Source organism: Ureibacillus sinduriensis BLB-1 = JCM 15800, from assembly GCF_000772955.1.
Taxonomy (GTDB): Bacteria; Bacillota; Bacilli; order Bacillales_A; family Planococcaceae; genus Ureibacillus; species Ureibacillus sinduriensis.
The window spans coordinates 129,657-150,698 of the sequence record NZ_JPVO01000045.1; the positions used below are offsets into that span (position 1 = coordinate 129,657).

At 38.3% G+C, this 21,042-nt stretch carries 14 protein-coding genes and 1 pseudogene; 4 read left to right on the forward strand and 11 right to left on the reverse strand.

All coding sequences use genetic code 11. The features are described from left to right. Window positions 1-171: 171 nt before the first annotated feature. Complete coding sequence (locus CD33_RS06325; protein WP_036199159.1) at window positions 172-1,626, forward strand: carbon starvation CstA family protein; 1,455 nt, start codon at window positions 172-174, stop codon at window positions 1,624-1,626. Window positions 1,627-1,768: 142 nt separating this feature from the next. On the opposite strand, the gene CD33_RS06330 is transcribed toward CD33_RS06325, so the two are convergent. Further along, window positions 1,769-3,373, reverse strand: coding sequence for a choice-of-anchor I family protein (locus tag CD33_RS06330; protein ID WP_052130052.1), 1,605 nt, complete (start codon window positions 3,371-3,373; stop codon window positions 1,769-1,771). 499 nt (window positions 3,374-3,872) lie between these two features. On the opposite strand from CD33_RS06330, the gene CD33_RS06335 reads away from it, so the two are divergent. Then, a complete protein-coding gene (locus CD33_RS06335; RefSeq protein WP_176400112.1) occupies window positions 3,873-4,463 on the forward strand; it encodes a transposase in 591 nt (196 codons plus the stop codon). A 222-nt stretch (window positions 4,464-4,685) separates the two neighbouring features. Here the strand turns inward: CD33_RS06335 and CD33_RS06340 are convergent, their stop codons facing one another. The 4 genes from CD33_RS06340 to CD33_RS06360 form a co-directional block, all read right to left on the reverse strand. Continuing rightward, window positions 4,686-7,481 carry an S-layer homology domain-containing protein gene (locus tag CD33_RS06340; RefSeq protein ID WP_036199162.1) on the reverse strand — a complete coding sequence of 932 codons (2,796 nt, stop codon included), beginning with the start codon at window positions 7,479-7,481 and terminating at the stop codon, window positions 4,686-4,688. 443 nt (window positions 7,482-7,924) lie between these two features. Beyond that, the gene (locus CD33_RS06345) at window positions 7,925-8,494 is read right to left on the reverse strand and encodes a hypothetical protein (protein WP_036199164.1); all 570 of its coding nucleotides are present in this window, start codon (window positions 8,492-8,494) and stop codon (window positions 7,925-7,927) included. Then, window positions 8,476-8,721, reverse strand: coding sequence for a hypothetical protein (locus CD33_RS06350; protein ID WP_036199165.1), 246 nt, complete (start codon window positions 8,719-8,721; stop codon window positions 8,476-8,478). Before CD33_RS06350 ends, CD33_RS06345 begins: the two co-directional genes overlap by 19 nt. Window positions 8,722-9,181: 460 nt before the next feature. After that, window positions 9,182-10,408: a GNAT family N-acetyltransferase gene (locus CD33_RS06360; protein WP_036199169.1), complete on the reverse strand. Its 1,227-nt coding sequence runs from the start codon at window positions 10,406-10,408 to the stop codon at window positions 9,182-9,184. Window positions 10,409-10,894: 486 nt separating this feature from the next. On the opposite strand from CD33_RS06360, the gene CD33_RS19405 reads away from it, so the two are divergent. Further along, window positions 10,895-11,476, forward strand: a complete 582-nt coding sequence (locus CD33_RS19405; RefSeq protein ID WP_052130053.1) for a hypothetical protein — start codon at window positions 10,895-10,897, stop codon at window positions 11,474-11,476. 73 nt (window positions 11,477-11,549) lie between these two features. Next, window positions 11,550-12,260: an EAL domain-containing protein gene (locus CD33_RS06370; protein WP_176400113.1), complete on the forward strand. Its 711-nt coding sequence runs from the start codon at window positions 11,550-11,552 to the stop codon at window positions 12,258-12,260. A gap of 250 nt (window positions 12,261-12,510) precedes the next feature. Here the strand turns inward: CD33_RS06370 and CD33_RS06375 are convergent, their stop codons facing one another. The 6 genes and pseudogenes from CD33_RS06375 to CD33_RS20460 form a co-directional block, all read right to left on the reverse strand. Further along, a complete protein-coding gene (locus tag CD33_RS06375; protein WP_036199172.1) occupies window positions 12,511-13,857 on the reverse strand; it encodes a TraB/GumN family protein in 1,347 nt (448 codons plus the stop codon). A gap of 312 nt (window positions 13,858-14,169) precedes the next feature. Beyond that, entirely contained in the window at window positions 14,170-15,933 is a 1,764-nt protein-coding gene (locus tag CD33_RS06380; RefSeq protein WP_036199173.1) for a methyl-accepting chemotaxis protein, read from the reverse strand. 303 nt (window positions 15,934-16,236) lie between these two features. Beyond that, window positions 16,237-16,605 carry a hypothetical protein gene (locus CD33_RS06385; protein ID WP_036199176.1) on the reverse strand — a complete coding sequence of 123 codons (369 nt, stop codon included), beginning with the start codon at window positions 16,603-16,605 and terminating at the stop codon, window positions 16,237-16,239. Between the two features lie 196 nt (window positions 16,606-16,801). Beyond that, window positions 16,802-18,301, reverse strand: a complete 1,500-nt coding sequence (locus CD33_RS06390) for a DUF5050 domain-containing protein (protein WP_036199178.1) — start codon at window positions 18,299-18,301, stop codon at window positions 16,802-16,804. A gap of 93 nt (window positions 18,302-18,394) precedes the next feature. After that, on the reverse strand, window positions 18,395-19,123 hold the full coding sequence (locus CD33_RS19410; protein ID WP_052130055.1) for a stalk domain-containing protein: 729 nt from the start codon (window positions 19,121-19,123) through the stop codon (window positions 18,395-18,397). Window positions 19,124-19,716: 593 nt separating this feature from the next. Next, window positions 19,717-21,042: pseudogene (locus CD33_RS20460) on the reverse strand (hypothetical protein); the annotation flags it as partial.

Genomic DNA, 21,042 nt, shown 5'->3' on the forward strand with positions numbered 1-21,042 from the left:
GTTCATCATTCTTTTTTCATCATAAAGGCTACTTTATCATTTTTAAATATTATTTTAATAAACTGTTATACCATTTTGCGAAAATAATATTGTTGTTATATAACATTATATGCTATCATTTTATCGTAGATAGAATATTATGAAAACTTAAAAGGGATGGGGGAACGTTAGATGATTACATTTCTAGTTTCTATTGCAATCTTAATTGTGGGTTATTTCACTTACGGTAAATATGTCGAAAAGGTTTTCGGGGAGAAACCAAAACGACCAACACCTGCTTATGTCAATGCTGATGGCGTTGATTATGTGCCGATGTCGACACCCAAGAACTCATTAATACAATTATTAAATATTGCGGGCACCGGGCCTGTATTCGGTCCTATTGCCGGTGCACTCTATGGTCCGGTGGCATTTATCTGGATTGTTGTTGGATGCATCTTCGCCGGGGCGGTGCATGACTATTTGACTGGCATGATTTCGATCCGAAATAAAGGGGCTCATTTACCAGAGTTGGTTTCGAAGTTCTTAGGAAAATTCATGAAGCATGTTGTAAACGTTTTCGCACTTTTACTATTATTATTGGTTGGGACAGTGTTCGTAACTTCGCCAGCCATGCTTATCAATAATTTAATGGATGGTAAAGTCGCTCTTGCGCTAATCGTTGGTGTAATCTTCTTTTACTATATTTTAGCAACTTTATTGCCTGTTGATAAAATTATAGGCCGTTTATATCCTTATTTCGGGGCTCTTTTAGTTATTTCCGCTTTAGGTGTAGGGATTGGACTTGTTGTAACTGGTGCGCCAATTCCGGAGCTTTCATTCCAAAATATGCACCCAGGGAATCTACCAATTTTCCCACTGATTTTCTTTACAATTACTTGTGGTGCTTTATCTGGATTCCATGCAACTCAAACACCGATTATTTCGCGTACAACTCAAAATGAAAAACAAGGCCGTAAAATTTTCTACGGTATGATGATTGCAGAAGGAATTATCGCGATGATTTGGGCAGCCGCAGCAATGAGTTTATTTGATGGATACGGAGGCTTAAGTGAAATGTTGGCAGCGGGTGGCCCTGCAGCAGTAGTGAGTGAAGTTTCATTGCTTATGATGGGATCAATCGGCGGTACTTTAGCAATTTTAGGTGTTGTTGTTTTGCCAATTACTTCGGGTGATACAGCATTCCGCGCTGCACGGATGATTATTGCGGAATACTTCAAATTTGCACAGGCCAAATTCTCTAGCCGTTTATGGATTGCTATTCCGTTATTCGTGATTTCTTATGGCTTAACGAAAATTGATTTTAATATTTTATGGCAATACTTCTCTTGGGCAAACCAAGTGACGGCTGTCATTGCTCTTTGGGTGGGGGCTATGTATTTATTCCTGGCAAAGAAGAATCACTGGATCGCCACCGTGCCAGCGAGTTTCATGACCTACATGGTGATCGTCTATATTTTATACGAACCAACGATGGGCTTCGGCATCCCACTGAACGCATCTTTCATCGGAGGATTGGTCGCATCTGCCGTGCTAGTCGGTATCTTCTTCGGTTCCGCACACAAAAAACGCGGTACATCCTTCTTACTCGATGAAGATGTATCCGGCTATCAAACACAAAATTAACACAAAGCAATCCACTAAAATTTTTAGTGGATTGCTTTTTTTTCGCCTATTGGGTGAATTGTTTGGGAATTGTGTGCGTGCCTGGCACTCGATACATTCTGAATTGTTTCAGATTTGTGTGTGTGCCTGGCACTCAAACAATTTATTTTTCTTTTTTCTCTTGATGATTCGCAAGTAGGTTTAAAACAGTGACTGTTCCACTCACCTCATGACCAACGATTAATTGAGGGTTGCTACCACCTACAAATGCTAGTCCTTCCGGCGAAACATCTCCCGCAATGTCTTCACTGAAGTCACGCAAGTTTAGATAGTCAACAAATTCAACCTTGGATGGGTCAGTCACGTTATACATCATGATACCTCCGATACGCTCCAGCCCAACAAATGCAAAAATTTCACTTCCTATTCTGCCAATCTTCACATCTTCCGGTTCCGGACCTTTTTTACCGCTTCGATTGTCCAACTTGGCTTTATCATTACTTGCATTGAAATATTCGGGGAATTGTTCAGCTGTAATTCTTTCAAAGTCACTGCCGCTATCGTAAACAACTTCCATTGTTTCTGTATCGATAATTGAGAACGAACGTCCGCCAAAAATATACTCTTTGCTGTCATCAAACCCGTCATACTGAGTTTTATCATAGAAAACAATTTCACTGCCATCTACTTCTTGTTCATTTTCATTTAGATGGAAGCTTTCCGTGCCCTCTTTCCCCCACTCACGACTGTCCCCTTCATTGGCAGTCACGATATAGTTTTTACCGTTTACGTTATATGTCGCTATTCCGTCGGCCATGTAAATCCCGAAGTAATTTTCATTTTGTAGTTTAGCTTGACCATCTTTACGTAAATCGATTTCATTGCCCTCTACACTAAAGTCCTTGAATCCTAGACCTTCGATAGAAACCACCTCATTTGATGTAAGGTCTATTTTCGCAATAGCATTATTTTCTTGCAGGGCAACAAATGCTAACTTGCTATCTTCACTAACGGTAATGTATTCAGGTTCAAGATCTACTGAAGGTTTTGTCCCCTTTTTTAGGATCACTTGCGATTCAACTAGTTCTGCACATTTTTCATCAGTATCGAATTGTTCAAAATTAATTGTTTCCGCTTTTAACTTCTCAAAGCCATTCGACAGTTCAATTAACGAGATGGAACCTTGTGGGTCGATTAGATTGTCACCATAACCTTCGCGAGGCTCCCCTTCGTTAGCGGTGAAGGCTTTAGTTCCGTCCGGCGAGATTGTGATGTTATCTGGTTGCGCCTTTACTTTGACAGCACTTAATAGCTCCCCTTCAGCTGTTAAGAAAACGGCATAACCATAGTCACTGTACCCTTCCGCTTGAATAGATGCCGCGATAACATTTTCATTCGGATGAACGGCTATACTTGTCAAATCGCCATATTCGAATTGGGCATCTACCGTTTTCAATAACTCTGCAATATCGATTGATAGAAACGGTTTTAGGTTAGTTGCTGACTCCTTATGATAATTCAGAGAAAAAGCCTCCACTTTTTTCGTTTCACCGTTTACCACGTATGCGGAGTGGTTATGTTTGTTATACGCAACAATCTCCGTTGTACCACCTTCCGCATTTTGAACACCCGAATCATAACGTGCATCCAATGACAGCTTGTACTCAGTTTCTGCAGCATCAGCTGAAACTGTTGGAGCAACTAGTACAGCTCCAGCCATACTGAAGGCAAAGAGCGACTTAGTAGAAAGATATTTAGAATTAGCCATGAATTAATTACCATCCTTTACACTTTCCTTTAAGTATAAAAGCCTATTATTAAGGAGATGTTAAAACCTTTGGATTGATTGTAAATTTTTATATGTGCCCTTACGTTTGTAATCATCTGAATTGTTCGAGATTTGTGTGTGGGCCTGGCACCCATACTATTCTAAATTGTTTCGAAATTGTGTGCGTGCCTGGCAACCGCACAATTTGGATGCTAGTTTTTAAAGAGATAAATAGAAAAAGTGAAATATGAATGAATTTATCCCTCTGAAAAAAATATTTTGGTTTTTGGGTAGAAATGGGAAGTGTTTATATTTAGCATAAAAATAGATCAATTAACTATTAAATACGAGGTGATATTATTGTTCTTAAAAAATAGAAGGTTTTTGAGAAAGTATGGAAGGTATGGTGATCATTCAGAATTGTTTGTGTGCCTGGCACCCAAACAATTAAAAGTGGGGATTGCTGATGCCTAGACAGAGGAGGATTTGGGTTCCACATATGTTTAATCACGTGGCTATGCGTGGAAATAACAGACAAAATATTTTCATCCACAAAAGAGATTTTCAAGAGTTTTTCCGAGTGCTCTCCTATACTTATGAAAAGTATCCGTTCACCATTTCTGCTTACTGTATTATGACGAACCACTATCATTTATTAATCCAATCTCCTGAAGTTCCCCTAAGCAAAATCATGAGTATAATTAATCGTCGGTATAGCGATTATTATAAGAAGCGATATGAGTATGCAGGTCACCTTTACGAATCTCGGTATTTTTCCGATTTGGTTGCTTCCCCGATGTCCATGTTAAGAGTTAGCCGCTATATTCACCGGAATCCGATTAATACCAAAACACCGATGGTTCAACAAATGGAGGACTATTTTTATAGTAGTTACCCTATATACAAGTCTATCCATTCCTCACCATATCCTTTCATTAATATCAATCCAATTATTAAGAGCCTACTCTATCCCTCATTAAAAACACTTGAGGACTATTATCGTTTTTGCGAGAGAAAGGATGAAGAGGATTTTCTAAAGGACACGTTACTAGATGTTGGTCCGTCCGATACACACTTCCAGCATATATAGAAGTCGAATAGCAATCTAATGAGGACCTAATAAAAATATCCAGCCTATAGAATCAACTATAGACTGGGCTTTAATTTTTAGACTTGTTTTGGAATTGTGTGTGTGCCTGGCACTCAAAAAATAAGCTCTGCAGGGGGATTCTCCCATGCAGAGCCATTTTTAATTTAGGTATTTATCTAGTTTGGCAAATTCCTAAATTATGTTCACATTCTAAACGATAAATTATTGTGCAGATACTGGTGAAATAGTACCTAATAGGTTACCGTTTGCATCAGTTAATGTTAACTTCGTTGTGTCTGTGTTTGTATTGAGTACAAGACCAGAAGCAACAACTGGTGTAGAGAATGTTAAGTTTAAGATGTTGTCATCAACTAAATCTGTTGTAGCTGGTGCACCTGCTGCAACTGTGTAACCTACTGGAGTTGTACCTTGAGTTACAACAAAGTTAGCAGCATCAACAGATGAATCATCGATAGCTTCAGAGAAAGTTAGTTTTAATCCTGTTGCTAAACCAGAAGCATCTTTAACATACTCAACTTTAGAAACTACTGGAGCTACATTGTCTTTTAATGTAATTGCAGTTTCATAAGCTTTTGAAGTTGTTAATGAACCTGAGATGAATTTATTTGCTTCAGCCACATATGTTGAATCATATTGAACTGTGTCAGCATTGATTGTGAATTTAGCAGCTTTATCTTCAGTGTTAACTGTATAAGTTGATGGTAACTCAATTACTACAGATGTTTTAGCTGTGCTAGCGAAGTATACTTCTGTTCCAGCAGGAAGTGCTGCATCATTTAATTTATATGCAGAAGCTAATCCAGCTGCATCATTTACTTTACCAGCATAAGTTAATGTTAGTACATTTTTACCATTAACCTTAGATGCTGCTACGCCTGGTGCTGTTGTTGTATAAGTTGTTGCTGAAGTAGGAACAGTGTATTGTACTGTTGTCGCTTCGCTTTCTTTAGTACCAGAAACCACTGCGCCTTTATCTAAAGTAATTGTGTAAGTTTTACCTTCTTCTAGAAGACCAGCTCCAAAAGTTAAAGTTAAATCTTTATTAGCAGAAGTAGCTGTTTGTGCAACTAACACATTACCTTGTTTAACAGTAATTTTACTATCAACATCACCTGTTAATGTTTGATCGAATGGAATTACAATTGTTGTTGCAGTTGATGTAATTAATTTGTCAGATTTAATAGCTGGAGCTGTTAAATCTTTAGAAAGAGTTACAGAACCTGAGAATTCAGTACCTAATACAGTAGAAGCATCAGTGTATCCAGAAACTTTTACAGATAAGTTAACTGCGTTTTCATTAGTTGCATACAATGGGTTAGCAGTGTTTGCTTGTGTTTCTGCTACAGTAACTTTCACAAATTTAGATGAAGTTACACCATTTGCTACCGCATTACCGTCTGCATCTACTAAAGCAGGAGTTACTGTGAAATTATTAGTATCTAAAGTTAAGTTACCTTTTTTAATTTCAAAGTTTGATGCTGCTGGTGCAGTTACTGCTTTGCTGAATTCTACGATGAATGAAGTAGAGTCATTCGCTGTAATAGAAGCAACTTTTGTAGCTGAAGTATCTTGAGATACTACAACATCTTTAGAAATTAGAACATCTGTATTTCCTGCGAAATCAGTAACATTTGTTAAATCTACAGTGTGAGTACCGTTAGATAAAGTTGCTGCCGCTGAGATTGTGTATACATATTTTCCAGCTTTAGTAGAGTTAACTGGTTGAACAGTCGCAGTTGTTTGATCGATCTTACCACCAGTATAAGTTCCGAAGTTTACTGGCTCATCGAAAGTCAATTCAATATTAGCGCCACCAACATAAGTAGCTGATAATAATTTAGGAGCTGTTGTATCTTCAGCAGCTTTTAAAGCTTTAGTAGAAGATTTTGCAAATTTATCATAATTAGCTGCTAAAAGAGCACCTTCAGCAATGTTAACATCAACGCCAGTAGCTGGGATGTTAGAAGCTAACAATAAAGTAGCTGATTTACCATCTGTTGCTAATTGAGCATCAGAAACGACAATCGGAGCTGCAGTTGCAGTATTTGTTACGACAAAGTCAGAACCTGCAAAGCTGTCTTTAGATACAGCTTTATTAAAACTTACTTTGATTTCTTTTACATTGATTGCACTAACATTAACTACTTCAGGAGCTACCGCTACAACAGTAACTTTCACAGAAGCTTCAAGGTCAGTATCAGCTACGTCACCTTTTACTGTGTAAACGCCTGGTTTAGTTGTATCTAAAGCTGTTACGTCCCATTTTACTTCTTTTTGAGCTTTTTCTTCGTTAGAAAGAGTCACTTCTACAGTTTCAGGTAAAGAAACTTTTTCGCCTTCGTTTACAGTGATGTCGTTAACAGCACTTACAGATTCAACTGTTACGTCAGCTACTGTATCGATTGAACGTTTTACCATTGCTGCAAATTCAGCGCGAGAAATTTTCGCGTTAGGAGCTAAAGTTGTAGCAGTTTTACCGTTGATAATGCCGTTTTCTACAGCTGTAGCAAAGAATTCTTTTGCCCATGCTGGAACATCTTTAAGATCAGAGTAATTAGAAAGGTCAGCTTCACCAGTTAATCCGTAAGCAAGTACGATAACTTTTGCAGCTTGTGCACGAGTTAATTGAGCTTTTGGATCAAATTTGCCAGTTCCGTCTCCTTCGAATAATTCTGGAGATGTAGCTACTACTGCATCGTAGAACCAGTCGCCAGCTTTAACGTCAGAGAAGTTTTCAGTTCCTGTAGCTTCTAATTTTAAAGCTTTTGAAAGAACTTCTGCAGCTTCTGCACGAGTTAACGTTTTAGAAGGGTTGAAATTACCGTTCGCGTCACCTTGTAAGATGTTGTTATCCGCTAATTGTTGAACTGCTTCTTTTGCATATGATGGTACGCTATCAAAATCGTTTAAAGCCGCAGCTGATGCTACTGGTACGATTGCTGATGCAACTAATGCTGCAGTTGCAGTTGATGCGAATAATTTATGTTTCTTAGACATTATGAATATTCCCCCATAAAATAGTGTTTTTGGAGTTTATTCTATTGAAAACTATTTTTCTTCCTTGTATGTAACCAAGTTTTCTAGAATAAACGTATTGCTAAATTAGCTAATGTAAAACAAACGAAGATATCATTAGGAAAATAATATTCTATTATCCTCCATTTTTGCATCTCGTTTTCCTTACAATCTAATAATATACTTTTTTGCATAATAAATAAATACTCAAAAATAATACATAAATATTAGATAATTGGATAAGTAGGATAAAATATCCATTTATTCTATATTATCTTAAAGTATATTTGGTCTTCCTTTGGTTACTAAATATAGAAATAACCCTAGTATATTTAAACAAAAGAGACGCATCGGATTCTAAAATAGAATCAATGCGTCTCTTTTCCGATTGAATTTTGGATATTAGAAATTTTTTTTGTATAAATTTATTTATATAACTCCTCAACCACATTCAAGCTCGGTTTAAAGGCAAATTTTAAATTATGTAATAAAACGGATTGTAAACTAGTTTCCTCAGTTATTGTTGAGGCTGTTTTTGCTGCTGATTCGACTTCTGCTTTCTTTTCAGCTGGGTAACTCATATTACTGATTTCATCCAATGCATTTGCGATTGTAATCGTACTATTTAGATCACCTGAAGTCGGGAAAGTACCGGCTACTAGCGATTCAACATGCTGTTTCAACTCTTGGTTTTGTGCAAAATAGGCATTATCGTACCACATGTTTTGTTCAAATTTCCTCTGATCAGCCACAATCGGTGAGTTCCATTTGCTATCAAAGTAATCATCACCGGGTTCTGGCACGCCATTTTCAGCTGCAGTTTGAGCATTGTGATTCAGACCTACAACATAAGGTACAATTCCGGGTGCATTGTTGAAGTCGATAATCGCTTCTTCCAAGCTTTTTGACCAGATTTCAATCTTTTCTGCATCGTTTTCGGCTTGAGCTTCTTTTAATGCACTAATTTTGGATTCAATCAGGTTCCCAAAATACACTTTGTTTGGTTGATATCCCCATCCACTTTTTCATACCAAGCAGGATGTTGCGTTGCCTCAAAATTGTTATACTCAGACCAATCATCATTTTGAATGGAGCTTGCAATCAATTCATCGCGTTTGACTTTGATATCAAAAAGCGGGTTAATTTTTCGAGCTTCATCCCCAAAAACAAGCTTCCAACTACCCTCCTGGCTGCCATTCCCACTCTTGGCCCCAACATACATACCATTAAGAGGAATCCGTTCGCCAGATATTCCCTGAGATTGTTTTTGTGCCTGGCACTCACATTATTCTGAATTCTCTCTGGATTAGGTAAGTGCCTTAAACATTCTTAAATATAGCCAAAAAACAGCTATTAAAATGATTGCATAAAACGAGACGGAACGATACCAAACCTGCTTAAATTCCATCCATATGTTCATCCCACCTAGCTCTGGTGGAAGTATGGAATAAATTGATATTTCAACAAGAAACATCAAGGTAAAGAACAAAAGCAATGGCAGAAAAAAAGTCCATGTTAAAAGTTTAAACTTCATATTATCATCCTATTCCTAAGCAATCGGAGGGTGTATAAAAAATTTTAACGCAATTAACATGAATAAGTTGCAAAAAGATGAATCTGGCGCAAGGACTTTTCCCAATTGTTTTGGAATTGTGTGTGTGCCTGGCACCCACACAATTTAATTAGAAATAATCAATAAACGTCGGCACCCCTATGGGCAGGATGTCTTCAAGCATGGAGATGGTTTCGGTTGTGCCTTTGAGGCGTTCGATTTTTTCTAAGTATTTTGGGCGCTTGTAGCCAAGGAGCATCGTGGCCAGTGTTTGGATGGACATCTGTACCGTGATGTTTTCCAGTGCATCGCCTTCCACCTTTTGTACTTTGACTTTCCAATCCGCCGATGTAATCTCAAAAGTTCCATTGTTCCACTCAACCATTCGATCCGTGATTTTAAGACGAATGTGAAAATTCGGTTCATCAAACGGATAACGTTCCAAAAATTTCTCAACATCCACTATTCGTGCCATAAAATACGGAGAGACCTTTTGAATAATCTCGCTATCCTCAAGCAAGAAGGCTACCGGTTCATTCCCGGCTGTTTTTCCATATGCATTATAAACCATGGATTTATGCGCCGAGACGAAATTCCATAATCCTTTTCGTGCCTCTTCTTGTAAATAAACAATTTCATCTATATAAAAATTCTCCTCCATAATCCGGTAAAACAAATAGCCTTGGGGTTCATCCTCTTCATCATAATAAACCGCAGCCTGCAGCTGTACATCCGAATCCACAAATTTCTCTTCCCAAAAGTCTTCATGGAACTTCTCATTCCAAGCAATTGTATTTCGAATCATGGCACCATGGGTTCGGGAGGCATACTTTTCGTAGACATTGACCAAATCCTCAGCACGTGTATCTACACGACGAATTTTCCCAGACACTTCTGTATAATGAGGAAACTGTGTATCCTTTACTTGAAATTCCACAATATCACTCATGATCTCCCAGCCTTTTTTCCGATAATAAGGAATGGAGAAAGGAAACAAATAGGAAATATAACGCCCTTCTTCACGCATGACGGCCAACGTTTTTTTAATTAGACTATCGATCAACCCTTGTTTGGAGTATTCAGGATAAGTCCCCACCGCCGTGATACCGCCCATTTCATAAGCAACACCATAAACATTCACCTGGAAAGGCAAACTTAAAATTTGTGAAACTAACTGATCGCCATCAAACCATCCCAAAGCATGGCCAACATTAAACTGACGGCTCTTTTCACTGACAAAACGACGGTCTTGTTTAATGGACATGGACATTTGAAATACATAATTGAGCAAATCAATCGACTGTGCCATTTCACTCAACCGTATCTCCCGCATTACTAATCCTTTCCGTTGATTCACTTCTATCACCCATCTGCATGTATTTGTACTATCAAGTATATGTAAACTACGCGGTATTTTTTCACAAGTCTCTATATTTATAACAACCGATAAATTGTATGTGTGCCTGGCACTCGAACAACTCACGAATATTTTGAATTGTCCTGGAATTGTGCGTGTGCCTGGCACTCAAACAACTCCAATACTATTCTAAATTATTTTGGAATTGTGTGGGTGCCTGGCACTTCAGCTGTACTTAGGTATTATTATTATTTTGATATAGTTTATAAATTCGTTTATAATTTGTTGAACAATTCTCTATCTTCCACCTATTCTAACAACAGTACGATACTTTGTAATATTTCTTCCTTAAATTAGCATAAATGTTGAAATATACACTTTATAGGAATATAATGTTTAAATGTTAAGTAGATATAGTACTATAAAACTATTATTTCCCTTTTCTATCCGACCATAAATCTATAAGAGAAAGGATAAGTAAAATGAATGATTTGGACAAATAAGGAGATTGATTATCTCAAAGAACATATAGGTACATATAAAATTACGACAATTGCCAGCAATATTAATCGCTCTTATGATTCTGTCGTTGCCAAGCTGCACAGATTAGGCTTAACGTCCAATACGAAAATGTATACTGGTCTTCTGACTCTAGGAGAACTCTCCAATATTTTAAGAGTAGATCGAAATATAGTAAAAAACTGGGCCGAGAATTATGGTCTACCATGCATAAAGAGAACGACGAGGAGATTAAAGAACTTTTATTTTATTGATCCCACAGATTTTTGGTTATGGTCAGAAAAAAATAAGGAGAAAGTGCAATTCTCAAACATTGACCCTCAATTATTACTACCTGAACCTGATTGGGTAGATGCAGAAAGACGGAAAGAAAGGGACTCTCAAATAATAAAGAAAAGAAGCTACAAAACTTGGACAACAAAGGAAGATATCATTCTTGTGGATTTACGCCATCAAGGACTTTCTTATAAAAAAATTGGTGAGCTGATGGAGCGTAGTCCTGATAGTGTTGCTCATCGATACAAAAGACTACAAAATAATAACCTTTGAAGTGATTTCATAAACCTCAGTTTTCAGATTGTCAATTTAAAAAAGCAAGAGAAAGAAGGTATAAATGAGAGTGTTGTCAAAGATCAAACAATTAATTAGCAGAAATTCACTGCATAGTGAATATCAACCGCTTTTGAGTGTAAATAATGATTCCATTTTTGCCTATGAAGCTTTAATGAGATCAGAGCCGCACATTAATCCACTTACCCTAATCGAAGCCGCTCGAGAATGCGATAATTTGTATGAATTGGATACAGCTTGTATAACAAATGCAATAGAAGGTTTTCCTATCGCCTACCTGGAAAATCACTATTTATTCATCAATATTCTACCATCTACGATTATACATAAGGATTTTGAAAATTATATCAGCCGCTTACTGTTACTTTACCCAAAGATTAAGAGTAGCGTTGTTTTTGAAATTAGTGAGGATGTCTCTGAAGAGCATATTTGGAATCAAAGGTTATTTATGCACCGTTTATCTTTCTTAAAATCTCTTGAATTTTATATAGCTTTTGATGATCTCTCTGTTTCAAAGACCTCTTTTGAAAAAATGGAACTACTAACTCCAGATTATGTAAAGCTAGACCATACAAAATCACGGAATCTATCTTCTTCCCTAGCCCAGCAACAATTGATTTCGCTCTTTTTGGAATACACACATGAAAATATGAAATTAGTTCTGGAAGGAATAGAAGCTGAGGAAGATTTCATCACCGCCAAAAAGCTGGGGGTGCCTTTGCTGCAAGGTTATTTTATTTCAAAACCTTCACGATTGGCCTAACATAGAATTGTGTGCGTGCCAGGCACTCATACAAATCTCGAACTATTCTGAATTGTTTTTGAATTGTTTTTGAATTGTGTGTGTGCCTGGCACTCAAACAAATCCTGAACTATTCTGAATTGTTTCCGAATTGTGTGTGTGCCAGGCACTCAAGCATCCACTCGCCCAGGCACTCAAATGCAAATGAAAAAGCGTATTCGATTGTTCAACTCGAATACGCTTTTTCTATCCATCTAATGAGGATCTGGTTTTATTGGTAGAACGGTTGAACCGTGTAGCCATCTTGTTCTAGGTGGTAACGGATGTTTTTATCTACCAGGAAGTGGCCAGCGCCTACTACTACGAAGAATGTACCTTCTTCCTCTTCTAATAGATTTGTAATTTTAGCGGCCATGTTGGCATCACGCTCACCGAATAGCATTGTGTTGAACTCGGAAGTGTCGCCTTCCATCTCTTGTAAGCTAGCAGCAAACTTTTCGATGTCACCTTTCTTCCAATTCTCGAACCAATCTAGCATCACATCATTTTCTGTTTCAGCAGAAGGTTCCAAAATCGCATTCAGCGTATCCAGCAGCATCTGTTCCTGACCTTCAGGCGATAATGCGTCAAACATGTCGACTTGTGTTCTCGTACCTTCCAATTCGATGACCGGCTTCCCTTTCATCAGGGCATCCAGTAAAAAGTACATATCGATTCCATGCATCGACATTTCCTCCGGCGTTATCCCGAACGAATCGTCCATTCCCAACATTGATAGAGAACTAGATAACAACCAAGGTTTCTGGTTCATTAACTGATCCATCGATAACCCGTAAGTTTCAGCTACCTTTTCAAGCTTTGCAAACGTTTCGGCACTTACTGCGTCCTTAACCGTTTTGCCTTCTGCATACATTGCTTTTTCCGCATAGTAATCAAGGGCTTCAACGTCAAGAATATTTGCTTCCACTAATAGTGCATCGGATTCCTCAAACGCATTTAATAGTTTTTGATTGAATGGATATAGGTCCGGAGTCCCCAAGTGGATGGAACCTAATAAATACACTTGTGTGTCTTCATCTTCCACTACCCACGCTACACCTTTTGAACCTTTATCCGCCAGGTGATATGTGTCCTTGATGACGCGTATTGCCAGGACAACCGCATCTTGTGTTGTTGATTTTTTATCCAAATCCAACCCTTTGCCGGAACCTTTCAAGATGCCGCGCTCTTTCATATACGCTACAGCATCATCGCCAACCGGCAGATCATATTGTGCGACAATATTATAAAGGCGATTGATGATATCCCCTCTAGTTGTATCTTCCTTATAGCTTGCTGGTTTGAAATCTTTGTTTTCAGATAATTGTAATGATGCAATTTTATCTTCAGTCAAGGCTAATAGTTCATTCAGTTTTTCAATGGAAATGTCGCTTCTAAATCCATCGAAGTACAAGTCTGTCGAGAAAACCCCGTACTTTTCGCCTTCGTTCAGTATCTCAGCCGCCCAAGGGCTAACATCCGGAACACCTTCTTCAGCTTGGATAGCCGGTACAACTGTCGAGAACAGAAGCACAAATCCTAGCATCGTTGCGATAACGTTTCTGTACATTTTTTTCATATGCCATTCTCCTTTCACATACTAGATTCGTAAAAAGTTACGATTCTCACCCCGGTGATTTACTTAGCATAGAAAGTACCATAATTTTCATCCTTAGTAAAAAACCACCTAACCATCGTAACATATATACCCTCTTGTTTAAACCTTATTTATGAAGGATTTTCCACTAATCATAAAATATTCCAGTTCCCAAACAACCTACATCAAAGCTGAATTTTTTCTACACCACAAAACAAAAAACCCCCTTTAACCATTGTCAAAGGGGGTTGATCGAAACTATCAAAAACGTACTATATAAAATTACGCGAACAATTAAACTCTAAACTGCTGTACCAGATCATTCAACTGGATTGCCAGTTTGGAAAGCTCTTCGGAACTTGCCGCCACTTCTTCCATGGAACTGCTCGTTTGCTGAGTAGAAGCCGAAGTTTGTTCGACACCTGCAGCCGATTGTTCTGAAATGGCCGCCACTTCTTCAATAGCTGAATTCATTTCTTGGCTAGTCGATTTCATCAGGGTCAAGTTGTCACTGACAACTCGGATCGTGGAAGCCATCTCTTTAACCGAATCATTGATTTTTCTAAATGTCTCGCCAGTTGTTTTCAGCTGGTCGGTACCTTTTGAAACTTCCGAATATCCTGTTTGCAACGATTGTACGACTCCCGTTGTATCCCCTTGAATTCTAGCAACAATTTGCGTGATATCCGCCACTGATTTGGATACCTCTTCGGCAAGCTTTTTCACTTCTTCTGCCACGACCGCAAAGCCGCGTCCATGCTCGCCGGCACGTGCTGCTTCAATAGCCGCATTGAGTGCCAATAAATTCGTTTGTTCAGCCACCTCTCGAATAACGGTGACTAATTTTGAAATTTCATTCGATTGCACATCAAGCTGCTGAACTTTCAGCACGGAATCATTGACGATGCGGTCGATATTCATCATCTGTTCAACCGATTGTCGCATCAATTGAGCGCCATCTTCCGTCAATTGCAGCACTTCATTTGATGACTGATAAATTCTCTCACCATTATTATTGGCTTCTTCCACCTTTTCCACATAAGTTCCCATTGAAGTTGAAAGATCACCAGCAAGACTTGCTTGCGATTCAGTACCCGATGCAATTTCTTCCATTGTAGTGGCTACTTGTTCAGTCCCTACCTTCACTTCATTGGCGGACTGTGTGAGCTCCTCACTGTGGCCCGATATAAGCTGGGAAGCTTGGGAAATATTTTGAATCATATTTTTTAAGTTTGTATGTAAATTATTCAGTCCACCGGCCAATTGTCCAGTTTCATCTTTGGAGCTTATGTCCAATGTACCAATCGTCAAATTGCCATTCGCGATATGCGTCATTTGCTCCGTCACTTTTTTGATAGGATTCGTCACATTGTTGGCAAACAACCAAATGACCGCTATCCCAATAAGCAACGTAATTCCCGTCACAATGGAGTTTAATGTCAGGATGTCACCGGCAGGTTCATTAAAGTCGATCATGTAGGTACCTGCCACCACGACCCATCCCCACTCAGCAAAATCTTCGGAGTAGGCAACTTTTTCCCCGTACTTATCCGGGTTGTCAATGAACGGCGCTATAAAATAAGTAAACCCTCCGCCTTCGATTCCGCGTTCAACGTATTCCCGCGCATAGTAAATACCATTTTTATCCTTCGTATCCCAAATATTCTGGCCCTCTTTGGCAGGGTGGGCAACGAGTGTCCCTTCGTGATCGGCTACAAACATATAGCCATTTTCACCTAGGTCGATATTTTTATTGATCGGGCGTTTATCGTCTGCCCCCTTTTCACCTAGTATCGTGATTCTTACTTTTTCTTGAGCATCCTCCAAAGTAAGTTTGCCTTCCTCCACTTGCTCATTGAGCACTTTCATCAATTCAACCGTTTGTTCCACACTATTTCTTAGATTCGTTTGCCCCAGTTCATCCAGACTGTCACTGCTTTTTTGATAACTGAACCACCCTAAAACAAGCAAGGGAATCGTCAGCAATAGAATTGAAACGGTCAGAAGCTTCCGTTTAATCGTTCCCGTGAAAAAAGCTAGCAAATTAAATTTCTTCATACTATCCTCACACTTTCTTTCATTGAAAAAATAATTCCAATAAGACTATTTGCACTAAAAACCACCTTAATAAAATAGGTCGTTAAGTGTTACATTATATTCCTATTAATCCTACTTTTTCAATATCTATTCATGAACTCTAGTATATTTTCGACAAAACTAGCAATTTCTTTAGTAGAATTTGTAAAATAAACACTTAACTATAGAAGAAACCCGTTCTTTTCTATTCGTGAATAAAGATACCATCACACTGATTCTCTCCAGAAAAATTCCCCATGAGTTTGGAAGTTTAATCTACTTTAATTACTCGATTTTGATGGCACCCATGCTTTCCAGGAAAATTCGCGCATCGGAATTCAAGTAATTGATCGACTCTTTTTTCATCAGTAATTGCTCATTTCCTTTTATATTACGCTTCATACTCCTAATATCAAATCTCGTTGCATACACGTTCAGCGTGTTGAGTAGGCTAATCTCTGCCTTTGTTAACGGCTCTTCACCAGACTCGGATTGATTATTTAAAAACTTGAGGATCTCTCTCGCATTACTTTTTAAATGCATCCGATTTTGGTTGACTAATTCAATGTTTTCTTCAATGTACTTTCTTGCGCTCGTAAATTCCAACGCATCCACTGATTTATTGATTTTTGTTATGACATCTTTTATATCCACTACTATAGCCCCTTCGAAATTATTTGCACTTAGGTATATCGGCATTCAATTACAATATTCAAGGACATTACTTTGAAATAAACATAGTAATTTTTGCCAATTAAAAAGCATATGGAAGGCTCCAGCATTTTCCGAGTAATACATAGAAAAAACCCGCATTTTATGAATTAAATGCGGGCGAAATATTATTCTAGAATTATCTCAAAAACTTATCAAAATAGTAGTTACCGTCGATTTCTTCAAACACGGCGCTTTTACTCCAACCGTCTTCCTCTCTTTCGATATACACGGTGCTATCAGAACGTACCGTAATTTTGAATTCGTAGTAGCCACCATATGGTTTTCCTTCGAGAGCTGTGTAACGGAGTGGCTCATTGAAATAACTGTTCAATTGATCAGGTTTCGTCAATATGGTTTTTAAAAACTCTTCATCCTTATTAGCAAGGCCCCATAGCAAAACTTTCGTGGCCCCCACTAAATGTTGTTGCGGGAAGACAATTTCCCCGCCCATAATAGCGGTTTCCTTTTCCTCCAATTCAGCCAGCGAAATCGGTTCTTCTAAAGAAGAGACTTCATCGTACAAACCGAATAACTCGTCCGGGATTCCCCAACCTTCCGTCGCTTCTTGGCTATTCTCATAAGCTTCCATCGTTTGATCATAAACCTTTTCTACATTTGGAGAAATGCCTAAAGAATATTCGCCTTGGCCAAAGCCCCAGTAGAACAAATGCCCTCCAGCAATGCTATACGCATAGACCGAACCCGTTGGCACTTCCCAATGTTTTGAACCAATCAAATCCATGGCGAACATTTTCTGATCCTCGGTAAAATAAATCGTCTCCCCAGAAATATTGGGCATGTCGATCGTCGCCCCGGATTGCTTCATGTTGGCCGTCAAATTTCTCGCGTCCCCACCGAATGACATTTTGTAAAGGTCGCCTTGCTCTAAATAATAGAGGTCACCCCCACTCACCTGGAATAACGACTCTAACTCCCCGTGGGATGTAACGGTTTCCTCTCCACTTTCTAAATCAGTTATGTATATTCGATAATCTTGTTCCTTCACTTTTTCGGACCAATACAGTTTTCCCTGCTCGACATAAAAATTCATCATGCTGGAGGCCTTGACTTGTAAGTTCCCCCCATCCGTCTCCATCGTAAATAGACTATTTGCATCGAATCCGTCATCGTAGGAACTAAAGATGATATGGTCTTTATAAACAATCATGTTTGACACAGGTACAGAGGTCGGAATTTCTTCCTTCCCTTCCCCATCCAAGTCCATTGCAAAGATTTTTTCATTTTTCACATAATAAACCCGGTCGTTAATAACGTTAATAGAAGTAATGGTGCCAAGGCCATCCTCTACGCTGTCAAGTATTTCCCCGGTCTTGTCCATCTCGTTTATTGCATCCTTCGGTGAAGAAATGAGATTTTTGGAGTCCGAATAAAAAACCGTATCCCCATACACTGCAGCAATCCCGCCATTTTGGATATTGCCGCTCGTATTACCTGTATCAATGGTTAGTGTGATTTCGTCGCCTGCTGTTTCTGTTTCGGTTTCCTGTGTCTCTTTAACACTTTCTGCCACTTCTTTTTCTTCCCCAGCTGATTGCTTATTACTCATCTCCTCGGAATTTGCACAACCTGCGATGGATAAGGAAATTAAAAGGGATAGCATCAATTCTTTTTTCATATTAAGCTCCCAACTTTACTATTTAAGATAAAATTACCACTTAAAACATATGTACAAAAATTGAGCGAGGATTATAAATCCCCGCTTAATTTCTTATTTATAAAATTTCGGCTCAAACAGACCCACTTCTGCATTAGAACCATTTACAGGTCGAGTTAATTTGAAGCTAAGTTTATTCGCGTTTTTTGTATTGATTTTGATTTCTCTTGGCATTTCACCTGCTTTGACGGTATACGATGTTGTTAACTCATCATCCAAGTAAACGTCCACAGCCACATGTGTGCCCGTACTTTTTGATTTTTCAGTTAGCGATAAAATCGATTCAAAGGTCGAATATTGACCGTTTAATGCAAATTCAGTTAACGTCCATTGCTCAGCGGAGAAGTTATCCAACCCTAAGATTGCGTAGTTTACATATTCGTTGCCAATATTGTCTTGAACAGGTGTTTTTTCATTAAAGCCAATTTTGGCGAAGTTGCCAGTAATGCTCGTTTTTGATTGGAAATTCATCATCTTGATATCACGGTCAAAGTAGTAAGCCGTCCCATCCAATGTTTCACCGATATGAATCGTTGATGTTTGTTTTTCCCACTCCACTGGGTAGCCCAATGATTCACTGATATAGCGAAGTGGTACATACGTTGTCCCTTCGTACGTGAACGGTTTTTCATTTCCAGGCATTTTGGATACTTGATCAATTTTAATATCCGCTATATTAAAGAATACCTTTAATGTCGCACTGTTCGATGCCGCGAATGCTCCCACCGCCCCACCGATCAATAGGGAACCAGCCACTGCTGAACTGACTAAAAATTTCTTCATGTTGTTAATCCTCCGATGTTATGTAGTTCATGTGCTTTTTTGAAAACTACTAGATTTCCTACTTTTTAGAAAGTATTGAATTTACTAGTTACTCATACAATAGTAATGGTATGCAGTTTAATAATGAATAGTTCTATGAACCTTATTTAACTGTATTTATAATACTATTTTCGTTAACCGACCACTACTATAGTAACGGTATTTTATCCTATGTAAGAATTCTATAAATAGAATAGATAAAATCAGCCTCTCTTTTACGGCTGCTCTACCATACTTGACAGTTATATAAATATAAAAAGCACTGACATCCAGTGAAGTGAAGATGCCAGTTCTAACTTTATTGTCTGATGACTTTATTATTACTTACTATTTTGTGAGGTCTTTACGATTTTTTTATGCTACTTACTTTATCTCAATTTCGATTGTGTTTACATAATCACCGGAGATACAGCATCATCTATAGTTGAAATCCAAAATTAAATTACCGCAAATTTTCTTCTACACCCTTCAACTATAGTTTCCCCTGTATCATTTTGTACTACCAAAAGCACATAGTAACGATATTTAGAATGTAAGAACCGTTTCAATCTATATTACTCACCAAAGAATTCTGCTTTGTTATCACCGTCAATGATTACAACCCCATTAGCCGTAGTTGGTGTGATTTTAAATTGTGTCTGACTTACTGTTTCAGCTATCGCTTCAACATTGGCGTTTTTTAAATTAGTGTTTATACGCGTAACTAACTGATCGATAGTTGAATAGCGCGATGTCAATTTAATTGTTGCTAGGTTTGTTCCATCACTTACCGTAAATGTTCGATTTCTAGACGTATCTGCATCTGTTCCTTGAGCAGTTTGTTGATCAAAGAAATATGACCAATCTTTCCCCTCTAACTTGAAAGATGATGTCGAATCCGGTTGGAATGCGCTGATTTGGAATGTATCCCCAAAACCAAAGGCACTGATAGGGCGACTCATCAGGGCTGACACTCCACCTTTGTCAAGATAATGTTGTTGAATATGACTTTCAACCACACTACCCATTGCCTCCCCTTTAGGAAAATCCTTTGAAAGCGCCCAATCCACATATACTTTAATCTCATCTTGTCCAATGACAATAGAAAATTCCTTGCGGTTCCCCGTAAAATCATCTATTGTTACTGGCTTGCTTATGAGTTTTGCTTGTGTTCCACTAACAGTTGAAAAGTCTAGATTTGTTATCTCTTTACTCATTAAACTACTAGGAGCCACCACTGTTACCGTAAATGACCCTGTTTTAATTACTTGCCCATCTTTTATCACTTGGACAGTAATTAAGTTAGCTTCACTTGCTGCATTTCCTGTTACTTTAATCTGTCCATTATAATATTCAATCTCAGTTGTTACAGTCCCATTTGATGAGATTACAATAAGAGATTCTCCATTTTCCAGTGCAACATGGTTACTTGTATCCGTTTCTGAAACAGACAAAGTAATATTTTGCAAGCCATCCAATTCTGCTACTTTGCTACTTTGGAAAGTTAGTATAGCTTGATCTAACTCCACTTTTGCGGCTTCCAATTGTTGAGCCGTTTTGCTTGAAGCGGCATCTAAAACTATTTGAGCTGCATCAAGCGCAGATTTTAATATAGTTTTTGAGCCGATGATATATTGACCAACTAATGATCCTTCGAATGCTGTCTGATGAAGGTTTAAAGCGCTAGAGATTGATGTAGTTAATGCTGTCGTATCCCCGGCTACAATTACCTTGCCTTGAAATTTCGTTATCGCATTGTCTAATTCTGTCGTTGCATTGTCTAATTGTAATTGTGTTTTACTTTCTCTATTACTATATATATCGTGAGCTATTTCTATAGCCGAAGCCAAAGCAGCTAGATCCACTTCTGCTACTTGACCGACTCCATCACCTACCGTTAC

Coding starts and splice junctions, on each gene's coding strand:
- CD33_RS06340 (WP_036199162.1), bottom strand. CDS start 7,481: ATGTCTAAGAAACATAAATTATTCGCATCAACTGCAACTGCAGCATTA.
- CD33_RS06325 (WP_036199159.1), top strand. CDS start 172: ATGATTACATTTCTAGTTTCTATTGCAATCTTAATTGTGGGTTATTTC.
- CD33_RS06330 (WP_052130052.1), bottom strand. CDS start 3,373: ATGGCTAATTCTAAATATCTTTCTACTAAGTCGCTCTTTGCCTTCAGT.
- CD33_RS06380 (WP_036199173.1), bottom strand. CDS start 15,933: ATGAAGAAATTTAATTTGCTAGCTTTTTTCACGGGAACGATTAAACGG.
- CD33_RS19410 (WP_052130055.1), bottom strand. CDS start 19,123: ATGAAGAAATTTTTAGTCAGTTCAGCAGTGGCTGGTTCCCTATTGATC.
- CD33_RS06350 (WP_036199165.1), bottom strand. CDS start 8,721: ATGTATGTTGGGGCCAAGAGTGGGAATGGCAGCCAGGAGGGTAGTTGG.
- CD33_RS06335 (WP_176400112.1), top strand. CDS start 3,873: ATGTTTAATCACGTGGCTATGCGTGGAAATAACAGACAAAATATTTTC.
- CD33_RS19405 (WP_052130053.1), top strand. CDS start 10,895: ATGATTTGGACAAATAAGGAGATTGATTATCTCAAAGAACATATAGGT.
- CD33_RS06390 (WP_036199178.1), bottom strand. CDS start 18,301: ATGAAAAAAGAATTGATGCTATCCCTTTTAATTTCCTTATCCATCGCA.
- CD33_RS06375 (WP_036199172.1), bottom strand. CDS start 13,857: ATGAAAAAAATGTACAGAAACGTTATCGCAACGATGCTAGGATTTGTG.